General features: G+C 57.3%; 19 protein-coding genes. 6 read left to right on the top strand and 13 right to left on the bottom strand.

Annotated features, from left to right (window positions below):
* Positions 1 to 2 precede the first annotated feature (2 nt).
* The 5 genes from OS189_RS16600 to OS189_RS16580 all read left to right on the top strand — a co-directional run bounded on the left by OS189_RS16600 (position 3) and on the right by OS189_RS16580 (position 5761).
* On the top strand, positions 3 to 815 hold the full coding sequence (locus OS189_RS16600) for an enoyl-CoA hydratase (protein WP_267168455.1): 813 nt from the start codon (positions 3 to 5) through the stop codon (positions 813 to 815).
* Between the two features lie 74 nt (positions 816 to 889).
* Positions 890 to 2329: an aldehyde dehydrogenase family protein gene (locus OS189_RS16595; protein ID WP_267168454.1), complete on the top strand. Its 1440-nt coding sequence runs from the start codon at positions 890 to 892 to the stop codon at positions 2327 to 2329.
* 79 nt (positions 2330 to 2408) lie between these two features.
* Positions 2409 to 4058: a 3-(methylthio)propionyl-CoA ligase gene (locus tag OS189_RS16590; RefSeq protein WP_323380248.1), complete on the top strand. Its 1650-nt coding sequence runs from the start codon at positions 2409 to 2411 to the stop codon at positions 4056 to 4058.
* A 26-nt stretch (positions 4059 to 4084) separates the two neighbouring features.
* Positions 4085 to 4855: an enoyl-CoA hydratase/isomerase family protein gene (locus OS189_RS16585; RefSeq protein ID WP_267168453.1), complete on the top strand. Its 771-nt coding sequence runs from the start codon at positions 4085 to 4087 to the stop codon at positions 4853 to 4855.
* A 21-nt stretch (positions 4856 to 4876) separates the two neighbouring features.
* Positions 4877 to 5761, top strand: coding sequence for a MaoC/PaaZ C-terminal domain-containing protein (locus OS189_RS16580; RefSeq protein ID WP_267168452.1), 885 nt, complete (start codon positions 4877 to 4879; stop codon positions 5759 to 5761).
* 20 nt (positions 5762 to 5781) lie between these two features.
* Here the strand turns inward: OS189_RS16580 and OS189_RS16575 are convergent, their stop codons facing one another.
* The 13 genes from OS189_RS16575 to OS189_RS16515 form a co-directional block, all read right to left on the bottom strand.
* Positions 5782 to 6414 carry a TetR/AcrR family transcriptional regulator gene (locus OS189_RS16575; RefSeq protein WP_267168451.1) on the bottom strand — a complete coding sequence of 211 codons (633 nt, stop codon included), beginning with the start codon at positions 6412 to 6414 and terminating at the stop codon, positions 5782 to 5784.
* Positions 6415 to 6532: 118 nt separating this feature from the next.
* Positions 6533 to 7675, bottom strand: coding sequence for an acyl-CoA dehydrogenase family protein (locus OS189_RS16570; RefSeq protein WP_267168450.1), 1143 nt, complete (start codon positions 7673 to 7675; stop codon positions 6533 to 6535).
* Positions 7676 to 7681: 6 nt separating this feature from the next.
* Positions 7682 to 8890 carry an acyl-CoA dehydrogenase family protein gene (locus OS189_RS16565; RefSeq protein WP_267168449.1) on the bottom strand — a complete coding sequence of 403 codons (1209 nt, stop codon included), beginning with the start codon at positions 8888 to 8890 and terminating at the stop codon, positions 7682 to 7684.
* Positions 8891 to 9055: 165 nt separating this feature from the next.
* Positions 9056 to 10345, bottom strand: a complete 1290-nt coding sequence (locus tag OS189_RS16560) for a TRAP transporter large permease (protein ID WP_267168448.1) — start codon at positions 10343 to 10345, stop codon at positions 9056 to 9058.
* Positions 10342 to 10923 carry a TRAP transporter small permease gene (locus tag OS189_RS16555; protein ID WP_267168447.1) on the bottom strand — a complete coding sequence of 194 codons (582 nt, stop codon included), beginning with the start codon at positions 10921 to 10923 and terminating at the stop codon, positions 10342 to 10344. The genes OS189_RS16560 and OS189_RS16555 overlap by 4 nt, the downstream gene beginning before the upstream one ends.
* A 55-nt stretch (positions 10924 to 10978) precedes the next feature.
* Entirely contained in the window at positions 10979 to 12007 is a 1029-nt protein-coding gene (locus OS189_RS16550; RefSeq protein ID WP_267168446.1) for a TRAP transporter substrate-binding protein, read from the bottom strand.
* A 186-nt stretch (positions 12008 to 12193) separates the two neighbouring features.
* Complete coding sequence (locus tag OS189_RS16545; RefSeq protein ID WP_267168445.1) at positions 12194 to 13534, bottom strand: ABC transporter substrate-binding protein; 1341 nt, start codon at positions 13532 to 13534, stop codon at positions 12194 to 12196.
* A gap of 132 nt (positions 13535 to 13666) precedes the next feature.
* Entirely contained in the window at positions 13667 to 14737 is a 1071-nt protein-coding gene (locus tag OS189_RS16540; protein WP_267168444.1) for an ABC transporter ATP-binding protein, read from the bottom strand.
* 64 nt (positions 14738 to 14801) lie between these two features.
* Positions 14802 to 15668: a carbohydrate ABC transporter permease gene (locus OS189_RS16535; RefSeq protein ID WP_267168443.1), complete on the bottom strand. Its 867-nt coding sequence runs from the start codon at positions 15666 to 15668 to the stop codon at positions 14802 to 14804.
* The gene (locus tag OS189_RS16530; RefSeq protein ID WP_267168442.1) at positions 15665 to 16579 is read right to left on the bottom strand and encodes a carbohydrate ABC transporter permease; all 915 of its coding nucleotides are present in this window, start codon (positions 16577 to 16579) and stop codon (positions 15665 to 15667) included. The genes OS189_RS16535 and OS189_RS16530 overlap by 4 nt, the downstream gene beginning before the upstream one ends.
* Positions 16576 to 17046: a hypothetical protein gene (locus OS189_RS16525; RefSeq protein ID WP_267168441.1), complete on the bottom strand. Its 471-nt coding sequence runs from the start codon at positions 17044 to 17046 to the stop codon at positions 16576 to 16578. The genes OS189_RS16530 and OS189_RS16525 overlap by 4 nt, the downstream gene beginning before the upstream one ends.
* A 3-nt stretch (positions 17047 to 17049) precedes the next feature.
* On the bottom strand, positions 17050 to 18657 hold the full coding sequence (locus OS189_RS16520) for a GMC family oxidoreductase (RefSeq protein WP_267168440.1): 1608 nt from the start codon (positions 18655 to 18657) through the stop codon (positions 17050 to 17052).
* 33 nt (positions 18658 to 18690) lie between these two features.
* Positions 18691 to 19914 (bottom strand): mandelate racemase/muconate lactonizing enzyme family protein, encoded by a 1224-nt coding sequence (locus OS189_RS16515; RefSeq protein ID WP_267168439.1) that lies wholly within the window; start codon positions 19912 to 19914, stop codon positions 18691 to 18693.
* A 594-nt stretch (positions 19915 to 20508) separates the two neighbouring features.
* Here OS189_RS16515 and OS189_RS16510 point away from each other — a divergent pair.
* A complete protein-coding gene (locus OS189_RS16510; RefSeq protein WP_267168438.1) occupies positions 20509 to 22215 on the top strand; it encodes an AMP-binding protein in 1707 nt (568 codons plus the stop codon).
* Positions 22216 to 22220: the final 5 nt, after the last annotated feature.

The following is a 22220-nucleotide window of genomic DNA, read 5'->3' as shown; positions in this document are numbered from 1 at the left end:
CGATGAGCTATAAAGAGATCACCTACGAAGTAGACGGACACACCGCCATCATCACTTTCAACCGGCCCGACCGGATGAACGCCTTGACCAAGGTGCTGGAGGGCGAGCTGTATGAAGCCATGCGCGCCGCCGATCTGGATGACAACGTGCGCGCGATCATCCTCACCGGAAACGGCCGTGCCTTCTGTGCCGGTATGGACATGGACGAACTGGAAGTGCTGCCGCCCGATGACATCAGCGCGCGCGAGTGGATGCGCCCGTATGACATGAACCGCCGTGCGGATTATCAGGCGCGGTATTCCTATTTCCCCGGCGTATCAAAGCCGGTGATCTCGGCGATCAACGGCGCGGCGGCGGGTCTTGGCCTGATCTTCGCGCTGTACAGTGATTTCCGCATCGCGTCTGAAAAGGCGGCTTTTGTAACCGCGTTTGTCATGCGGGGCCTGATTGCCGAACACGGGATCAGTTGGATTTTGCCGCGCGTTGTCGGCCATGCCCACGCGATGGATATGCTGCTGACCTCGCGCAAGGTAAAAGCCGACGAAGCCCTTTCGATGGGTCTTGTCCACCAAGTGGTCGAACCTGATGCCCTGATGGAGGAAGCCCGCGCGCTGGCGAACAAACTGTCACAGCAGGTATCGCCACGCTCCGTTCGCATCATGAAGCGGCAATTGTGGGAAGCCCCTTATCAGACACTCGGCGAAGCGATAACCCAAGCGAACGAGGAAATGTTCCTTAGCATCCAAAGTGAAGATTTCACCGAAGGCGTTGCGCATTTTCAGGAAAAGCGACCACCGAATTTTTCAGGCAAATGAGTGTAGTCAAGACCATCAGATACTATATCAACAACACGATGAAATAAACTACGCACCAATACGGAGATACTACCATGATCGAGAAACGTGATTTCTATATTGACGGAAAATGGGTCGCACCGCAGCAGGCAGACGACCACAACGTCATCAATCCATCCAACGAAGAACCGTTCGCGGTGATTTCGCTGGGCGGACAGGCCGATGTGGACGCGGCTGTAGCTGCGGCAAAAAAGGCGCTGCCCGGCTGGATGGCGACCCCACCGCAGGAGCGTATTGCGCTGCTGGAAAAGCTTGCGGAGATCTACAAGGCACGCTCCGAAGATATGGCGCAGGCGATCAGCACCGAAATGGGTGCGCCGATCACGCTGGCACGATCCTCCCAGTGGGGCGCGGGCTATAGCCACATCAAAACTTTCATCAAGGCGGCGAAGGATTTTGAATTCATTAAACCGCTGGGCGATCATGCACCAAACGACCGGATCATTCACGAAGCGGTCGGCGTTGTTGCGATGATTACGCCATGGAACTGGCCGATGAACCAGGTGACGCTGAAAGTCGGCGCTGCTGTGGTTGCTGGTTGCACGATGGTTCTCAAGCCTTCCGAGGAAAGCCCGCTGAGCGCGGTGCTGTTTGCCGAGATGATGGATGAGGCAGGTTTCCCTGCCGGCGTGTTCAACCTTGTCAACGGTAACGGCGAAGGTGTTGGCACGGCCCTGACCGGCCACAAGGATGTGGATATGGTCAGCTTCACCGGCTCTACCCGCGCAGGCATCGCAATTTCCAAAAACGCTGCCGATACGCTGAAGAAGGTTCACCTTGAACTGGGTGGCAAGGGTGCAAACCTGATCTTTGCCGATGCGGATGAAAAAGCAGTTAAACGCGGCGTGTTGTCTATGATGAACAACTCGGGCCAGAGCTGTAACGCTCCGACCCGCATGATGGTCGAGGCAAGCGCCTATGACGCCGCCGTCGAGAGTGCGGGTGAAATCGCCTCTGGCATCACCGTTGGCCCTGCTAGCGAAGAAGGCCGTCACATCGGCCCCGTCGTAAACGAAACCCAGTGGGGCAAAATTCAGGATCTGATCCAGAAGGGCATCGACGAAGGTGCGCGTCTGGTGGCTGGTGGCACGGGGCGCCCCGAAGGGTTGAACCGCGGCTACTACGTCAAGCCGACGGTCTTTGCCGATGTGACACCCGATATGACGATCGCGCGCGAGGAAATCTTTGGCCCTGTTCTGTCGATCATGAAGTTCGACAATGAAGAACAGGCCGTCAAGATTGCGAATGATACGGTCTACGGCCTGACCAACTACGTCCAGACCCAGGACGGTGCACGGCGTAACCGCCTTGCCCAGCAACTGCGCTCGGGCATGGTGGAAATGAACGGCGAGGCCCGCGGCGCGGGATCGCCCTTTGGCGGGATGAAGCAGTCGGGCAACGGCCGCGAAGGCGGCGCATGGGGCATTGAGGACTTCTGCGAAGTCAAAGCTGTATCCGGTTGGTCAAACGACTGATCGACCTAGCGACGCTGACAATTGCGGCAGGGCGCTCCCCGCGCCCTGCCGCAACCACAACAGTAACGGGAGCCTGAAAATGTCTGAGTATATGCAAAGTCCAATATCGGGACGGACAATGAACCGCCCCTTGCTGATTTCCAGCCTGATCAAAAACGCCGCGCGGTATTTCGGCGATGTTGAAATCGTGTCGCGTCTGGAGGATGGAAGTATCCACCGCTACACATACGGCGATTGCCACACGCGCGCGCAACAGCTTGCCAATGCGCTGGCGGGTCTGGGGCTGGTGATTGGCGACAGGGTCGCAACGCTGGGCTGGAACAACTATCGCCATCTTGAGGCATATTTTGCCATTCCGGGATCGGGACTGGTGTTGAACACCATCAACCCGCGCCTGCACAACGACCAGATCGCCTATATCGCCGGCCATGCCGAGGCGAAATGTGTGCTGTTTGATCTGACATTTCTGGATCAGGCCGAAGCGATTGCGGCAGAATGCCCGGATGCAAAAACCTTTGTCGCAATGTGCGCACCATCAGAGATGCCTGCGCAGACCAGCATCAAAAACCTGCTCTGTTATGATGAGTTCATAGCCGCGCAACCGGACACGTACCAGTGGCCGGAATTTGACGAAAACGCCGCCTCGACGCTGTGCTATACGTCGGGCACCACGGGCAATCCGAAGGGCGCGCTGTACTCGCACCGCTCGACGATGATCCATTCCTACGCCGAGGTGATGCCGGACGCGTTCAACATATCCTCGCGTGATGTGATCATGCCTGTTGTTCCGATGTATCACTCCAACGCGTGGGGTCTGCCCTATGCCTCTGCGCTGGCAGGGGCAAAGCTGGTACTGCCCGGGCCGATGATGGACGGAAAATCGCTCTATGAATTGATTGACGGCGAGGGTGTGACGTTCTCGGCTGGTGTGCCGACAGTCTGGAACGGGCTGCTGGACTATGTAAAAGCGCACAATCTGGGCTTCACCACATTCAAACGGATGAACATTGGCGGATCGGCCTGCCCGACAGCCATGATGAATACGTTCCGCCACACCCACGGGGTGGATGTGATCCACGCTTGGGGCATGACCGAGATGTCGCCAATGGGTACGATCTGCACCTTGCAGGCACGTCACGCCGACCTGCCCGAAGCGGAAATCCAGAAGCTGCGCGAAACGCAGGGCCATCCGGTTTTCGGTGTCGATATGCTGCTGCTTGATGATCAGGGTGTCGAATTGCCGTGGGACGGGAAAACAACGGGCAATCTGTTTGTCAAAGGCCCGTGGGTGATTGACTCGTACTTCAAACACCCCGAAGGCAGCGCGCTGCAAGACGGCTGGCTGCCCACAGGTGACGTGGTCACGATCACCCCGCAAGGCTACATAAAGATTACGGACCGCAGCAAGGACATCATCAAATCGGGGGGCGAATGGATCAGCTCGATCGAGGTGGAAAACATCGCGCAACTTCACCCTGATGTTCATCAGGCGGCCTGCATTGGCATCCCCCACCCCAAGTGGAGCGAACGGCCTGTTCTGGTTGTGATCGCGAAACCGGGCGCGAAAATCACCAAGGATGATCTGTTGTCATTCCTCGACGGTAAAATCGCAAAATGGTGGATGCCCGACGAAGTGCATTTTGTAGACTTCATCGACCTTGGCCCGACAGGCAAGGTTCTCAAAAACAAGCTGCGCGACAGGTTTACCAAAACCGAACAATTTGCCTGAGCCACCCGCGATACAAGGATTTGACAATGGACCATATCGACCTGAGCCGCCCGCAACCCGATCTGGCGATTGTGCGCCTGAAGGGTGCGGGAAAGTACAATCTGATGTCATATGCCATGCTGCACGAACTCTGGGCCGTGGCCAACGAAATCCAGAGCGATCCGGCCATTCGTGCGGTTGTTGTCTGCGGTTCGGACAGCCACTTTTCTGCGGGGATGAACCTCAAGCAGGACGAAGTGAAAGGCTATCGCGAACTGAGCACGGAACAGCGGCTGGCGGTACACGCCATCGGTGCGCGTGCCTGCGCCGCATGGGAGGCGCTCGATGCAGTGACCGTTTGCGCGATTGAAGGATATTGCCTCGGTGGCGGTCTGGCGTTCAGTGTGGTCTGTGACTTCCGCGTTGCCACGTCGGAAACAGTTCTGGGCGCGCCTGAATTGCTCAACGGGATGAGCATGAGTTGGCAAAGCCTGCCGCGGCTGGTGGCACTGGTCGGCCCTGCACGCACCCGAAAACTGGTGATGCTGGCCGATAATATTGACGCTGCCAAAGCCGAAAGTTGGGGCATGGTAGATGAAATTTCCGCCCCCGGTGCAGCAAAGGCAGAAGCCGAAACGCTGGCCCACCGTCTGCTTGAAATTCCCGGCGCACCACTGCGGATGACAAAACATGCCATTGGTCAGGCCGCGAACGCCCTGAACCATGCAGTCAGCTACATGGACCTTGAGCAATACGTCACCTGTCAGGCCACAGATGCCCACAGTGATGCGCTTGATGCGTTTTTCAAAGGCCGCTGAGCGCCAGCAAAGGGGATGCCCGTGACCAACCTGCTGAACTCCGACATTGTCGGCACCGATATCACACCCGCGCACACACACATGAGCGCGCGGCGCTTGATGAGTTATGCCGCGTCCCTTGGCGCAACCGAAGATGTGTATCTGAACGATCTGCGTGAGGGCGGGATTACCGGGCTGCCGACCTATGTGATCTCGCCGGAATGGCAGGTGATGAACGGCCAACCATACCGTGCGGTGCTGGGCGCAGACAATGCGCAGATGTGGCGCTGTATTCACGTGCAGCAGGACTCTACGATCTTCAAACCGCTTCGCCCCGACACCCATGTGGTCACACGCGGAAAGATCTGCGCCCTGCGCCAAACCCGTATCGGTGCCTACATCGCTGTGCGGCTTGTCACCTCTGAAAAGGAAACAGACGAGGCAATCGCCGAAAGCTGGTTTTGCGGGATTTTCCTGGGCGACAAGATCGAAGGCCCCGACCGCAGCATCGCAGAGCCGCCTGCCCCCGCAGCCTTGGTTGAGGACTTCACAACCGGCAGCGCCCCGATGCTGGAGATTACCCGTGCCCTGCCGCATCTCTACACCGAAGCGGCCGATATCTGGAACCCGATCCACACAGAGCGCACCGCCGCCAGGGATGCCGGACTGGATGACACGCTGCTGCACGGCTCTTGCAGTTGGGGCGCGGCAGGATTGCAGATTGTCCGTCAGTTCGGCCAGGGCGATCCGGCGCGGCTGACGCGACTGGGTGCGCGGATGACAGGCAAAGCGCTGGTGGGGGCCTCGCTGTTCATGCGCCATCGCAGTGTCGATGCAGCGGATGGATCACGCCAGATTTCATTCGAAGTCATCGATGATAACGGACAGATCATTCTGGCAAACGGCCATGCGGAGATTGCCGCCTAAGCAACGCGTTTGTGGCAGTGTTATCCAGGCACTGCCACGATTTTCATCAGATCACGCACCATGTAATCGGCAAGTTCGGTTGGCGACATCTTGCTGTCAGGGCGATACCAGCTGAACATAAATCCGATCGCACCACCAATCATCAGCGCTGTCAGTTTCGTGTCATCAAACGAAAACTCGCCTGCTGTGCGCCCCTCTTCAAGGACCTGCAAAAGATCGGCGTGCAGAGCCAGTGCGTTCTGGCGGACGATGTCCTTTGCCTCACCCGACAGCAGGCCCGGCTCTTTATAGTACAATGCGCCGCCGGCAAATGTCTGCAAATACCGCAGGATCAGTTCCCGCAGGCCCTGCGACAGCCGTTCTGATGCGCTCAAATCCGTGTCGCGGGTGGCTTCAAACGCCTTGTGCGTGACGTTGGAGGATTCGACGCACAGCGTTTCGAAAATGGTTAGCTTGTCGCGGAAATAATAATAGACATAAGGCTTGCCCACGCCCAGTTCGGCGGCGATTTCGTCAATGCTGGTATTGCCATACCCCTGCCGGAAGAACAGATCGCCCGCGACTTCAAGGATTCTGGCGCGCTTTGCCCCGTGGTTAACGGATTTGCGGGCAGCGCGCCTGTAGGCCGCGTCTTTTCGTGTTGTTGTGGCCATTAATCAGTCTACTCCGTCTCGCATCTTTTCCTAATCCGGTGGCACTCCATAATCGAAAAAGATGAACATAGCAAAAATTTCGGCGTGTGACGCAGCGACGCCGAAATTTGCCAGCGTGTCAGGCGCTTTGCGGGAAGGCCGGCTGATGGGTGAACCGGTTAATATGATGGTCTACATCGCCATAGACCGCGCCGAACATGGTAAGGCGTTTGAAGTAATGGGCGACCTGCATTTCGTTGGTCATACCGATACCACCATGCAACTGGATCGCCTCTTCGCCGACGCGGTTGGCGGCTTGACCCACACGGATCATCGCCCCTGAAACTGTGCGCCGACGTTCCTCGGCGTCATCCGATCCGATACGCGCGGCCGCCAGCATCGCCATGGAGCGGGCTTGCTCGACCTCGATGAACATTTCAACCATGCGGTGCTGTAATGCCTGAAAGGCCCCGATGGGCTGATCAAACTGGCGGCGCGTTTTCAGATATTCCAACGTGGTTTCATAAGTTGCCTGCATGATCCCCACAGCTTCGGCGCAGATCAATGCACAGCTATAATCGGACACGACATCAATAATCGGCCAAGCCTCTCCCGCTGCGCCGATCAGGGATGCGACCTGTACGCGAACATCGGCAAAATTGATGTCGGCGGCGCGCATGCCGTCAATGGTGCGGTAATCGCTGCGGGTAATCCCCTTGGCATCGGCGGCCATCACAAACAGGGAAATCCCGCTGTGATCACGCGGATCGCCATCCGTACGCGCGGATACAATCAGGTGATCCGCTTGCGCGCCGTGAACAACAACCGTTTTGCGCCCGTTCAGGATATATCCATCGCCGTCAGCCTTTGCCGTCATTGCCACATCATAACGGTTGTAGCGCGATTGCGCCTCGCCCAGCGCACAGGCGATGCGTGCTTCACCCCCCGCAACCTGCTGCAACAGTTCTGCATGTTTTTCCGCGTCCTGTTTCAGATACTGGACCCCGCTGACCGTGGCGAGATACGGCTCAACCAGCAGCCCCTTGCCCAGTTCCTGCATCACGGCAAACATATCCGACCCGCTTGCGCCAAACCCGTCCTGCGCCTCTGGGACGGGCAAAGCCATCAGGCCAAGCTCTGCCAGACCGCTCCAGGCATCTGCGCTGACCCCTTCGGCGGATTTGATAATCGCGCGGCGTGCTTCGAAATCGTATTCCTTTTCGATCCAGCGGCGAAGCGTATCGGAAAGCTGTGTTTGTTCCTGCGTGAGATTGAAATCCATGTTAAATCAAAGCCCCAGTATCATTTTGTTCATGATGTTTTTCTGTATCTCGTTCGAGCCGCCATAGATCGACGCCTTGCGGAAGTTGAGATAAGCGGCGGTCAGAGGTGCGGCATCATCCTTGCCGGTCACGGCATGTTCTGTTTCGCCCTCAAGGAACTCTGCATCAAACGGCAGACCATACGGCCCCACGGCCTGCACCATCAACTCGGTCAGGCGCTGCTGAACTTCGGTCCCGACAATCTTGAGCATGGAAACCTCCGGCCCCGGCTCGGACTTGCCGTCATCAGCGGACACGACACGCAGATTTGTGATTTCCAGCGCCATCAGTTCGGCCTCAAGTATCGCAACCTTTCTGGCAAACAACGGGTCTTCCAGCAGCGGCTTGCCATCACTGGTGTAGGCCATCGCCAGCTGTTTCAAATACCGCAGCTCACGCTTGGAGCGGCCAACCTCGGCTACGTTGTTCCGTTCGTGGCTGAGCAGGTATTTCGCATAGGTCCAGCCCATGTTTTCCTGCCCGACAAGGTTTTTGACAGGTACTTTCACATTGTCGAAGAAGATTTCGTTAACTTCGTGATCCTCGTCCAGCGTGATAATCGGGCGCACGGTGATGCCCGGAGTATTCATATCAATCAGCAAAAACGAAATGCCCTGCTGCTTGCGGCCGGAATTGTCGGTGCGGACAAGGCAGAAAATCATGTCTGCGTGCTGTCCCAGCGTGGTCCATGTCTTCTGGCCGTTTACCACATAGTATTCGCCGTCGTCTTCCTGCACACGCTTCGCCGCAGTTTTCAGCGATGCAAGGTCAGAACCTGATCCAGGCTCGGAGTAGCCCTGACACCACCAGTCCTCGCAACTCAGGATGCGGGGAAGATAGTGCGATTTTTGCTCGTCCGAACCAAACGCCATAAGGACCGGCCCGATCATGTTCACACCAAAGCTCAGGACATTAGGCGCACCGGCGCGCGTCGCCTCTTCTTCCCAGATGTGGCGCTGAACGGGGTTCCAGCCTGCGCCGCCCGTTTCAACAGGCCAGGCAGGGGCGACCCATCCTTTCGCGTGCAGGATCTGGTGCCATCTTTTGTAGTCATCCCGATTGAGCCGCTTGTGAGCCAGCACTTTTGCCTGAATATCAGACGGCAGGTTTTCTTCGATAAACGTCCGCACCTCTGCGCGAAAGTCCAGTTCCTCGGCGTTGTAATCAAGATTCATGAGGCTTCCTTTTATCGATTGGCCAGCCGGTGCATACGTCGGGGGAAGGCCCTGTTGCCTTGTCCGGAGCGCATATCATCCAGCGATATTAACCTACTATGTAGTAGTTATACTCCATAGTAGGTTATTTTCAAGTCGGTTTACGGTGTAAAATCTGATCCCTCATCAATTCAGTCCGAACAGGCCGGGAACAGCGAGGGTGATAAACGGCAGTGTACCGATAAGAACCATCATGACGAATTTGATCGCCAGAAACGGCAGCAGTTCCTTTATCAGTTTGCTCATGTCCACGGTCACAACCGAAGCAATGGCAAACAGCGCATTACCCACAGGCGGCGTGGCAAGACCCACGGTCACATTGACCAGCAGCATCACCCCCAATTGCAACGGATCAAGACCCGCCGCATAGGCCACGGGCGCCACAATCGGCCCGAACAGAATAAGCGCGAGGGACGGTTCCATGATCATACCAAGCACGAGAAACATCACGTTGATCGTCAGCAGCAGTACCAGCAGCGAGGTGTCACTGCCCCCGAACAGCACAGCAAATTTCCCGGGCATGTCCTCTAGCGCGAAAACCCATGACATCGTCAGCGCGGCACCGATCATAAACATCAGGCGGGCACTTTCGAAACTGGCGTTGGCAAAGCTGCGCCAGAGTGATTTCAGCGTCATCGTGCGATAGATGAACACAGCCACAATCAGCGCATAGATCACCGCAACCGCCGCCGCCTCGGTGGGGGTTACGATGCCCCCGACAATCCCGCCGATCAGGATAACGGGCAAAGCAACAGCAAGCACTGCGTGCCGCCCCTTGGACAACAGCACCACAAGCGAGAACGGGGAATCCACCTTGGGAAAGTTACGCTTTTTCGCCACGGTCGAGATCAGAAGCATATCACCCAGAGCCATCAGGACGCCGGGAACAATGGCAGCAAGGAACATGCCGCCAACGGAGACATCCATAATCGCACAATAGAGGATAATCATCCCGCTTGGGGGGATGATCGGACCGATCAGCGCAGATGAAACAGTCACCGCCGCCGCAAAGGGGCGCGGATAGCCTGCCCGCTCCATCCCGTTCACTTCGAGCTTGCCCAAAGCAGCGATATCGCCCACCGCGACACCTGTAAGCCCTGCAAACAGGAGGCTGACCATTACGTTCACATGCGCCAGACCGCCGCGCACACGGCCGATCAGTTCGTTTGCGAAATCCATCAGGCGGTCGGCCATTCCCGATTTGCCCATGATATCGCCCGCCAGCAGAAAGAACGGGATCGCGGTCAGGATGATCACGTCCATCCCTTCGAAAATCTTTGTCGGCAGCAGGGTGATAAATCCGGGGACCGGGCCGGTCAGGAAGTAGACGCCCGACAGCACAAGCATGATAAATGCGATGGGCAGTCCGGCCAGGACCAGCAGGATCATTGCCGTAAATATGATAATAAGGGTCATGTCGAACGGCCTTCTTGCTGGGATGTCGTTGCTTCGCCTTCCGTCTGGCGGAAGGTACTGTCCATAAACAGGGTCTGCGGCGGAACAATTGATTGTTCGGCGCCCCCCAACAGGCGGATGATGTCGACGATCGACACCAGCACGTAAAAGATCATCAGGCCCATCCCCACGGGGATAGACAGCTTGGGCCAAAACATCGACAAGCCGCTGCCGCTGGCAAACACGTCGCGCGCGTCAAAGGCGAAGAAGATACCGTAATAGAATACTACTGCACAGACGATCAGAATAACCATCTGCACCACTAGTGAGTGAACAAGCTTCATCTTGGGGCTAAGCTTTTGAACCAACATGTGCAGGGCAAAATGATCCTGATACACAACCAGCACCGCTGCGCCCAACATGCTGATCCATACGAGGAGAAAGCGCGACACCTCCTCGGACCATGAAGGTGAGTAGGAAAAGAAATAGCGTGTGATGACAAGCGCGATGAATATCGCAAACATCACTGCCAACATGACACGCATCAGCACTGAAAACACGGTGCATGACACTCGAACAACCGCTGTAAGATTTTCCACAGGTTCCCCCTTCGCGTTGATAGGCCCGCACCACCACGGCACGGGCCAGCGGCAATCAGCTGCCGTTCAGGCGCGTTTCCGCTTCTTCAACCGCATCCAGCAGGCTCTGCAGCAACTCGGGGTCGATTCCCTGCTCGTGGATCAAATCAAGAGCAGGCCCTTGGGTCTTGTCGCGAAAGCGCATCTTTTCTTCGTGGGAAAGTTCGACAATCCGCACGCCTTCCGCTTCCAGATAGGCACGGTCGGAGGACTCGTTTTCGACTGATAGCCTGTGATTGATCTCAAGCGCGGTTTCGGCTGCGTCCTGCAAAACCTGTTTCAGATCATCGGGTAGGCTCTGATAGAACTTCTCGCTGACCAACAGGTTTGAAATCGAATAGACGTGACCGTCCATGATGATGTTTTTCTGCACTTCTTCCAGACGTGGAATACGGAATGTCGCAAAGGAGTTTTCCTGCCCCTCAACAACACCGGTCTGAAGCGATGTATAAAGATCCGCCCACGCAATCGGTGTCGGGGACGCGCCCAGCGATTTAACAATGCTCATGTGTACGGCATTGGTCTGGGTTCTGATCTTCAGACCTTCCAGATCGTCAATTGTGTTCAGCGGGGTCGAGGCCGAGAAATGGCGGTACCCACCGTTCTCCATAATTGAAAGCGGTCGCAGACCGGATCCTTTTGCCATTCGCTCGGAAAATGCCTTACCCCAATCGCCCCCAAGAACGTCCCACGCCACTGTGCGGCTTGAGAAAAGGTAGGGGACAGAAAGAACCTGAATTTCTTTGTAATAGGGCGCAGCGTGGCCATCACTGGCAAAGGTCGCTTCAACAAATCCCTGACGCATGAGGTCCAGAACCGATTCAACTTTGCCCAGCGATCCGCCCCAGTAAAATTCTACGTCAATGCGCCCGTCCGACAGGCGCTCGACCTCTTCTCCGAATTTCTCGGCGGCTGTGTAAATATAGTGGTTTGGCTTGGATTGGTGCGACATCGCGAATTTTATTTTGTAATCGGCGGCAGCAGCGGCGGAGGCCAGCGCAAGCGTGGTCAAGGCAGTCATTGTGGCAGTTTTGATAAAAGACATTTTTTACATCCTCGTACTGAAGAAAAAAAGACGGCAGAGATCGATTGCACGCCGGTCATCGGGTGCAGGTGCCGTCACTACTTCGGGAGTTGTCGGGCGGCTTCGCAAATCAAATGCGACGCTCGCTTGCAAGAGGTGCAACAGGCGCTCTTCGGGGAGGGAGCGGAGCGCCTGTTGCTGGCAAGGTTAGCGCAGCGCGCGAACCATACGTTGTGCCGCAGTATCCAGCGCCTCTTGCGAAGTCGCCTGTCCGGCAAGTGCGCGGGCGACTTCATCCGCAAGGATCTGCTGCGCCGCGTCCGATTTGGGGTGACGCATGCGCCACATCTCGCCTTTGATTGTAACATCATAGGCATTCTTGATCGCTTCATACACTGGCTCTGCCCATGCTTCGGCAGGGTTGTTCAGCGTATTCAGACGGGATGGGAAAGATCCGGTTTCGCTTGCGTTGAATGCCTCGCCCTCTTTGGAGGACATCCACTGCAAGAACGCCCATGACGCATCAAGGTTTTCGGTCTTGGAGCTGATCCCGAGGCTCCAGACGCCACGGTGGGCACCGGCACTGAAGCTGCCCGCAGGCATAACCTGAATACCGACTTCGTCTTCGCCCAGTGTGGTTGCGTCACTGCCGCCCGCAGTTGTTTTGTAAACGCTGCCCCACATGAACATGTTTGCCGCAGCCCCCTGACGGAATGTCTGGAGAGATTCGGAGAAGCCGTGGCCGAGTGCGCCCGGAGGTGCGTAATCGAGCAGCTTGCGCTGGGTATCCAGAGCGGCAACGCCGATTTCGTCGTTGAAGGCAGGCTTGCCCTCGTCATCCACCAGCTTGCCGCCATTGGAGTTCATGATTGTTTGCCAGATTGTCGGGGTCAGCTGGTCACGGGTAAAGAACGTGTGCAGCGGCCAGGCATCGGTTTCTCCATCGCCATCGGTATCCTGCACCAGCTTGGGCGCTTGTGCAAAAAACTCTTCCCATGTCAGTTCTGGCGTCGGCAGCGGCACGCCGGCGCTTTCGTAAAGCGATTTATTGTAGAGCATCATCAGCATGTTCGCACGCACCGGAACGGCGTACTGCTTGCCCTGCCACTGGCCCGCGGCCAGCGGAGCAGGATGCAGATCGTCCCAATCGTATTCATCGGATGTCATTGCTGTGATTTCGGGGCTTTTCAGGTCAACCAGTGCACCGATGGAGGCCATCTGCGGCGCCCACGGGTCATCCACCAGCAGCAGATCATAGTCAGGGTTCGCGCTGGTTGCGTCCAGCATCAGCTTTGCCAGATGCTCGGGATAGGGGACGCCATCAATGGTGACGTTGATGTTGGGGTAAATCTTGTTGAACTCCGGTACGAGTGTCTTTTGCCATGTTGCGGCAAAGGACTCGTTCGCCAGAAAGCGCAATTCAATCGGCTCTTCCGGCGTGCCCAGTGATTCCTGGGCAATGGCGGGCGCGGTCAGCGCCATTGTCAGGGCCATCGCGGTCCCTGTCAGCCATGCTTTCGGGCCAGTTGTGGTTTTGGTGATCTGCATTCCCGGTCTCCTCGTCAGTTATGCTTGTTTTTTCCGGGCCTCCCCCCGGCAGGTAGTTAGCAGGCAGTAATTACTACTTGCCAGTAGGACATACTATTGAGTCGCATCTGTCAACAACTACATGCCCCAACGTCAATGATCCTCTTCAAGAGCAACGTCAGGGATCGGCGCGGGGTCGAACATGTGGATCAGGTCGGGGTTAACCGTCAGGTGAATGTTCTCTCCGGCCTTCACATCTGTGCGCCCGCGCACCAGAACGCGGATCAATTTACCCGCGATGCGCGCTGTGATCTGGGTTTCCGATCCCGTCGCCTCAACAACGGACACGGTGGCAGGCCACCCGGCATCCGCCAGTTCAAAATGTTCGGGGCGGACGCCCATTGTAATGCGCTCGCGCCCTTTGGGGTCGGGCTTGGGCAATTGTAATTTGGTGCCGTCATCCAGCCGCAGCACTGTGGCGTTCTCGATAGATCCTTCGAAGAAGTTCATCGGTGGCGAGCCGATAAAGGCGGCGACAAAAACGGACTTCGGGTGATCATAGAGTTCGAGAGGCGGGCCTTCCTGTTCGATCACGCCGCCGTTCATCACAACGACGCGGTCGGCCAGTGTCATCGCCTCGATCTGGTCGTGGGTCACATAAACCGTTGTGGTACGAAGCCTCTGGTGCAGTTCCTTGATCTCCGAGCGCATCTGCACGCGCAGTTTTGCATCAAGGTTGGAAAGCGGTTCATCAAAGAGGAACACATTGGGATTGCGCACAATCGCGCGCCCCATCGCAACACGCTGGCGCTGACCGCCGGACAATGCACGCGGCTTGCGCCCCAGCAGATCCTCAAGCCCCAGAATACGCGCAGCATCGGCCACCCGCTCCTGAATTTCCGCCTTGGGGGTGCGGCGCTGTTTCAGCGCGAACCCCATATTGTCGCGCACGGTCATATGCGGGTAAAGCGCGTAGTTCTGGAACACCATGGCGATGTCACGCGCTTTTGGCGGCAGATCGGTTACGTCACGGTCACCGATTGCGATGTCTCCTGCGGTCACTTCCTCCAGCCCCGCGATCATGCGCAGCAATGTGGATTTGCCACAGCCTGACGGCCCGACCAGCGCGACAAATTCGCCGTCCTGAATGTTGAGCGTAATGCCGTGGATAACCTGCACCGCGCCGTAGGCCTTGCGCACGTTGTTGATGTCGAGTGTGCTCATATCGGAAAGCTCCTGTTGAACGGTGCGCCTGTCGGCGTAATCGGTAAAAATTGAATTGGGGCGCTCATCCTTTGGTCGCCCCGTCGGCCAGACCCTGGATCAGCCATTTCTGGACAAGCAGCGCAAAGATAACGACGGGAATAACCGTCACAGTGCCCACCGCCGTCAGTGCGGCCCAGTTGGCGCCGGTTTCGGTATCCCCCGCGATGCCCGCAATCGCCACGGGGATGGTCACCGCATCGCGGCTGGTCAACACCAGCGCGAACAGCAACTCTTCCCATGCAAGGATAATGCTGAAGATCAGGGTCGAAAGGATGCCCGGCATCGAGATCGGCACGATGATCTTGAAGAACGCGCCAAAGCGCGAACAACCGTCGATCATCGCGGATTCCTCCAGCTCTTTGGGGAGCGAGACGAAAAAGCTGCGCATCAGCCACATCACGTAAGGAATGAGGAAGGTGCAGTAGGCAAAGATCAGGGTGATGTGTTTGTCGGTCAGCCCCATGTTACGCGCGACCAGAAACATCGGCACGGCAAGCGCGATAGGCGGTACGCCGCGCGACATCAGGATCAGCACACCAAAGGTGGCCGCGCCGCGCAGACGGATGCGCGCCAGCGCATAGCCGGACAGCGTGCCCACAACAATCGACAGGATACCGGCACCGGTCGCCACGATCACTGTATTCAGCAAACGGTCGGGAATATCGGCGCGGGTGAAGTACTCGATATAGGTTGCCCACGTGGCGTCAAAGAACAGCTTGGGCGGCGTGGTGAAAATATCGACCTGCGATTTGAAGGAGGTCAGCACCATCCAGAAAACCGGAAACAGGAACAGAAGGCTGATGAAGATCGCCCCACCAACCCGCGCAGCATGGCTGTACGAGCGACGGCGGCGGCGCAGTTTCGGGGCGGTTGTGTCAATACTGGTCAATGCATTGTCTCCAGTTTGCGGCTGCCGATCAGGAACACACCCGTCAGAAGCATCGTCAGGACAAGGACGATCATCGCCATGGCCGAGGACTCGGCAAAGTTGAGCGAGCGGAAGGCCTCTTCGTAGATGAACAGGTTGATGACGCTGGTGGCCTTGCCCGGCCCGCCAAGGGTGGAGGCGAGGACGATGTCGAACATTTTCACCGCGCCCAGCCAGCGGATTACGAAGGTTGCAGCGATAACCGGGGCCAGCAGTGGCAGCGCCACCGACCACAGCGTGGCCCAGCGGCCCGCCCCGTCAATCTTGGCCGCCTCGAACACATCCCGCGGCAGCGCAAGCAGCGCAGCGGTGGCGATCAGCACGATAAACGGGGTCCAGCGCCATGTGTCGATAATAACAATTGTCGCCATCGCAAGGTTGGGATCACCGAACCAGTCATACGGGCCAAGACCTACAAGCCCCAAAGCCCAGTTGACCACACCCCAGATCGGGTCAAGCAGCATCCGCCAGATGCCACCGGCAACGACAGGCGCCACCACCATCGGGATAATAAACAGCGCGCGCAGCACACCACGGCCACGCCACTGGGCGTTGATCATATAGGCAATGCCGAACCCCAGTATAATCTGGATCGGCAGCGCCCACATCAGATAGACAAGCGTAACCCAAAGGGATTCCCAGAACCGGTAATCCTTCAGAACCCAGCTGTAATTCTCCCAGCCGATAAATTCACCGGCACCGAAGGTCATCATGTCGAAAGAGGAAAAGCTGATCTCGATCGTGTACCAGATCGGATAGGCCAGCACGAGAACCAGCAGCACGATGGTGGGCAGCATAAAGCTCCACCTGACCGCCAGATCACCCCACTGGATACGCGCGCGGCGCGGGCTTTCGGAATTGGGCGAACTCATGTCGGCGTTCCTTCATCTGTTGCTGCTCGATAGATCGGACCGCGTGCGCGCACAGGGTCCAGTAAGGACCAGTCGCCCTGATCCATGGGATAGCCTTTGGGGAACGGTGGACGCGGCTCCATCCCGACGGCGATCAATACGCGGGTGTCGCGGTAGTAACATTGCGCAATCACCAGCGACAGAACGGCCGCCAGTGCCGGTTGCGCCTGCCGGAATTTTGCCAGAACCGATCCTTCGGCTACATCCGTCAGGGCGCCATCGCTTGCGCCAAGCAGATCCAGTGCAAGCGCAAGATCATCCGCATCCCGTCCAGCCGATGCCAGAATATCGTCAAGGATTGCCGGATCATCTGCGCCCGGCATGTCGCGTGCGGGATCGGCGGGAATGATCGCACCCGCCACAAGGCGCATCACCTCGCGCTGCTCTGCGCTGAATCTGTCGGTGGTTTTCGGGGTCATGTCTGTCATGGCTTAATCAAACAATTCATAGATGCGGTTTTTGATCTGGTCGGCGACGTAGAGCGCAATCGCCTGTATCGTCGAGGTCGGGTTGACGCCGCCCGATGTCACAAAAACACTGCCGTCCACAATGAACAGGTTGCGCACGTCATGGCTGCGACCCCATTCATTTACGACAGATGTTTTCGGGTCCGTCCCCATGCGCGCGGTGCCCATCAGGTGCCAGCCCGCCGCGGGGAAGATCGTTTTGCTGGTGATGTCACGTGCGCCGGCAGCCTGCAAAATCTCTTTGCCGCGCGCAACGGAGTGTTCGAGCATCCGTTTGGAGTTCTCGCTCAGACGGTAGGTGATCTTGGGCGCGGGGATGCCATCGCTGTCACACAGATCAGGGTCGATTGTGACGCGGTTGATCTCTTCGGGCAGGTCTTCGCAAATCGCCAACATGCCGAGCGAGTGGTCGAACATCCGCCCGAAGGCGTCGTGGTGCCCTGCCCCCCACGGGATAATCCCGTCGGCCATCCCGTTGACCGCCGTTGCAACAGGCCCGTACCCGCGCGAGAACTGGTAGCAATAGCCGCGCTTGAAATCGCGCTCGGGATCGGTTTCGTAAAACTGCATGCTCCACGTGCCGATGCGCGGCCCCATGTAGCCTTCCAGCTTTTCATCAACATGGCCACGCACTTGGGAATAGGGGTGGAACATCAGGTTTTTGCCCAACATCCCGCTGGAGTTGCACAGCCCGTCCGGAAACCGCTCGGAGGCGGAGTTGAGCAGCAGGCGCGGCGTGCCGATGCCGTTGCACGCGACAATGACAATCTCGGCGGGCTGGAAACGCTCTACCCCGTCGGGGTCAACGTAAAAGGCACCGGTCGCCATATCGTCTTCGTTTGTTTCGATCCGGCGCACACGGCAGCGGTGGCGCACTTCCACGCGGGCGCGAATGGCCTCGGGCCAGTAGGTGCCATCGGTTGTTGCCTTGGCCCCCTGCGCACAACCCGACCCGCAATGGCCCAGATTGATGCAAGGCGCGCGGCCCTCGTATTCCTGCGTGTTGATTGCAGCATCGGACGGCCACCAGTGCCAGCCCAGTTTGTTCATCGCCTCGCCAATCACCTCACCAGAGCGGCCCAGCGGCAGTGGCGGCATGACAGCGGGTTTGGGAGGATAGGCCGGATCACCCTCAAGCGCGGCAACGCCTGTCATTTTGTCGTTCAATTCGAAAAACGGCTCTAGAGTAGCGTAATCAATGGGCCAGTCATCGGCCACACCGTCAAGCGTTTTGACGCGGAAGTCGGACGGATGAAAGCGCGGGAAGTGACCGGCATAAAGGATCGTGCCGCCGCCCACACCGTTGAAGTTCGCCACTTTGATCGGTGAGTCATCCTCGTTGATCGGATAGTCCGCCGCCAGCTTGCGCCGGTTCGGGCTGATCGCGAAATCACCGAACTGGCGCGCTTCCCAATCGCGGCCCGTGCTCGGGAAATCCTCGTTCTTGATCCAGTCACCCTGCTCAAGACAGACGATGCGCATCTTCGTCTCGGCAAGGCTCCATGCGACGGCGGCACCCGAGGCGCCGCCGCCGATGATAAGAACGTCTACGGGTTCGTTAATATCTGCCATATAAATCACCCTTCGGACGGCTGGAGTGCAAGATCAGGTAATGACGCGGTTCACAGGAACACGGTTGTACATGTTCTGCTTCACTGGCGGATGATCGAGCATTGCTTCCTCGATCGGCTCGGTTCCCCAACCCGGACGGTCCGGAATGATCAGGTGTCCGTCTTTGAACTCGGGCACATGGGTAAAGATGTCCTTGTCCCATGACACGCGGTCAATGTCGGTTTCCATGATGCGCAGGTTCGGCACGGCGGCGCAGAAATGCGCGTTCATCATGGTGCAGAGGTGCCCATAGAAGTTGTGGCAGGCCACGTTGACTTCGTAGGCATCGGCGGCGGCTGCGATCTTCATTGACTGCCACACACCGTTCCACGGGGTATCCACAATCGCGACATCAACAGCACCGGCTTTGAAGAACGGCAGGAACTGGTGCAGGCCGATCAGCGTTTCAAGACCCGCAATCGGATGGGCGCTCTTGTCACGGATCATCGCCATCGCGTCTGCGTCCAGAATATCAAGCTCGACCCAGAAAATATCCATGTCGTTGATTTCGCGCAGCAGCTCCATATAGCCTTCGGTGCGGGCGTTGAAGTTCAGGTCCACGAGAATATCGATGTCCGGACCTGCCGCCTCGCGCATTGTCTCCAGATGCCGGCGCAGGTTCTTGCGGGTATCGCGCTCGATGTTGCGAGCCGGATCGAAGGTATTGCCGAAACCGGGTGCCCAGTTAACGATCTTGTCGTTCTCATCGTATTTGAAGATATTCGTCTTCAGGCCGGTAAATCCGCGCTCGCCCACTTCGCGGGCGATCTGCTTGACGCCTTCGATGTCGGTGATTGGCGGGCTGAAATGCTCGGTCCGCGTGCGGTAGGACACGCAGTGCGACCAGTACACACGGATTTCATCGCGAATTTTGCCGCCCAACAGCGTGTAAGCAGGCACATCCAGCGTCTTTGCCTTTACATCCAGCAGCGCATTTTCAATCGCGCCCAGCGCTTGGCCGACCACACCGCCGGAGCCCGGGCGGGTCACGTTACGCAGGTCTTCGCGGATATGTTCGTGGTTCATCGCGCTCTGACCGATCAGGCGGTGGCCGATCTTGTTGATGATCGCCTCGACACCAGGGGAACCGAAGTTCTGGTCAAATTCACTCCAGCCCGAAATCCCGTCTTTTGTGGTGATTTTCAGAAAGTAGTAATTGCGCCACGAGTTGCTGCAAGAGAACGTTTTCACGTCGCTGATAATCGCTTTGTTCGGCATCGGTTCCGATCCTTTCCAGTGTTCAAGACGGGCCGGCTGACACGAAAGGCAGCGAACCCAGAAAAAGCTACTCCCTAGTACACCTACTCTGTGGTAGCTTTATGGTCAACACAATCTTTCACCCTTCGAAGGGATCCTTCATCGTTGAAGTTTCGATCAGTAATGCAGCAGATCAGGCAGAGCCAAGCGCGCCTCAAGCGACACCACGAAATCCGCCGGAGTGGGTGCGTAAACATCTGAATTATCATCGTGATCAGGGGCGATTTACGCGGTGATTGCCATTAGTCCCGATGGGTAACAGGCAGAGAATATGGCACAAGGCTCAGTTATTTTACCGATAACAATACGCGAAACCACGGCATCAGGACATTTAAATGTCTTACCCGATGGGCGATTGACGCTAGGAGGCAAGCAGCAGCTTTCCCTCGACATGAGGGAGATTCGTTCGGCTAAAGCGATACGGGGTAGCGTCAATTTGCGCAGCAGCAGAAAGCGCTACGCATGTATGGTCCACAGCCCTTCTCATACAAGCGTTTGTAATTCAGATCTTTTCAAGCCTATGCTGAAACAGGTTTACCAAAGGGAAGTCATAACATGAGTGCCTCTGCCCCAATCGATCTGGACACATACCTTGCCGATATCGCCGCCCGCCAACATGCCGCATGGCCCGAAAACCTCGCCAGAGAAATTACATTTCCAATAGGCGAACGGCCCTTGTCCGAGCATATCAGCCACTGGGCGCAAACCACGCCGAACGAAACGGCTCTCATATTCTACGGCACCGAAATCTCGTGGTCCGACCTAAACGCATACGCCAACCGCTTTGCCGCCCTGCTTGCCGCGCGCGGCCTTTCGCAAGGCGATCGCGTTGCGGTTTTTATGCCCAACTGTCCGCAATTCCATTTTGCGTTTTATGGCATTCTCAAAGCGGGGCTTGTGCATGTTCCGGTTTCCCCGCTTTCAACCGCGCTGGAGCTGGAGTACGTACTGCAAGACACCGATGCGCGGCTGATCGTTACAATTGATACGCTGGTCGAGACAGTGCAGGCCGTGCGCGGCGGCAGCACCGTTGAGGAGATCATCGCAACCACGCTGTCTGCTTTCATTCCCGAAAATCCGGATATTCACTGCCCCCACAGCGTGAACACCCCGCCCCTGCAGACATCGGACACCACTGATCTGTTGCACGCACTGGCGCAGATGCCTGACGCCGAAATCGCGCTTGGCGATCTCGATAGTCCCGCCGCGCTGAACTATACCGGCGGGACAACCGGCATGCCCAAAGGGTGCGTTCACACGCAGCGCGACATGGTGTTTACCGGCGCGGCTAATTGGTCTGTCACTACCAACCGCGACAAAGGCGTCAGCCTGTCGTTTTTCCCCGAATTCTGGATCGCAGGCGAAAACATGGCGCTGATTTTTCCGGTCATGTCGGGCGAGCCGCTGGTGCTTTTGACGCGCTGGGACCCTCTGTCGGTGCTGCAGGCAATCGAACGCTACAAGGTAACGACCTTCGGCATGATCGTGGACGGCGCAATCGAGATGATGGAGCGCCCCGATTTCAGTGATTTCGATTTATCCTCCTTGCGCCGTGTGCGTGTGGTCAGCTTTGTGAAAAAGCTTGATCCCGATATTCGCGCGCGCTGGAAGGCAGCGACCGGCACCATTCTGGCAGAGGCCGCGTGGGGCATGACGGAAACCCACACCTCCAATACATTTACCACCGATATGCAGGAAGATGATTTTGACCTGAAGCAACAACCGGTGTTTGTCGGCCTGCCCTTGCCGCAAAACGAATTCGTCATTCGCGATTTCGATACCGGTCAAATCCTGCCACCGGGTGGCGAGGGCGAAATCACCATGCGCAGCCCTGCGATGCTAAAATCCTACTGGGGCAAGCCCGATGCCACCGCCGAGGCGATCCGTGACGGGTTTCTTTATACAGGTGATATCGGTGTGGTCGATACAATGGGCTACCTCCATTATCTGGGGCGGCGCAAAGAGATGTTGAAGGTGCGGGGCATGTCCGTGTTTCCCGCCGAGATAGAGGCGACGCTGGGCAAACATTCCGGCGTTCAGGGATCGGGCGTTGTGGGGCGCAGTGACGAAAAATCGGGCCAGATACCTGTCGCGTTTGTGCAACCCGCCGATCCTGCATTGACGCCCGAGGCCCTTTCGGCGTGGTTGGCCGAACGGCTGTCCAAATACAAACTGCCCGAAATCCGCATGGTCGCGGCATTGCCGATGACGGCCACGGGCAAAGTGCGCAAGGCGAAACTGGCCGAAATGGTCGAGCAATAAGAGTA

Source organism: Sulfitobacter sp. F26169L (assembly GCF_026410285.1).
Classification (GTDB): Bacteria; Pseudomonadota; Alphaproteobacteria; order Rhodobacterales; family Rhodobacteraceae; genus Sulfitobacter.
The sequence above is the reverse complement of the archived record's forward strand: the minus strand, read 5'-3'. Positions and strand labels throughout refer to the sequence as shown.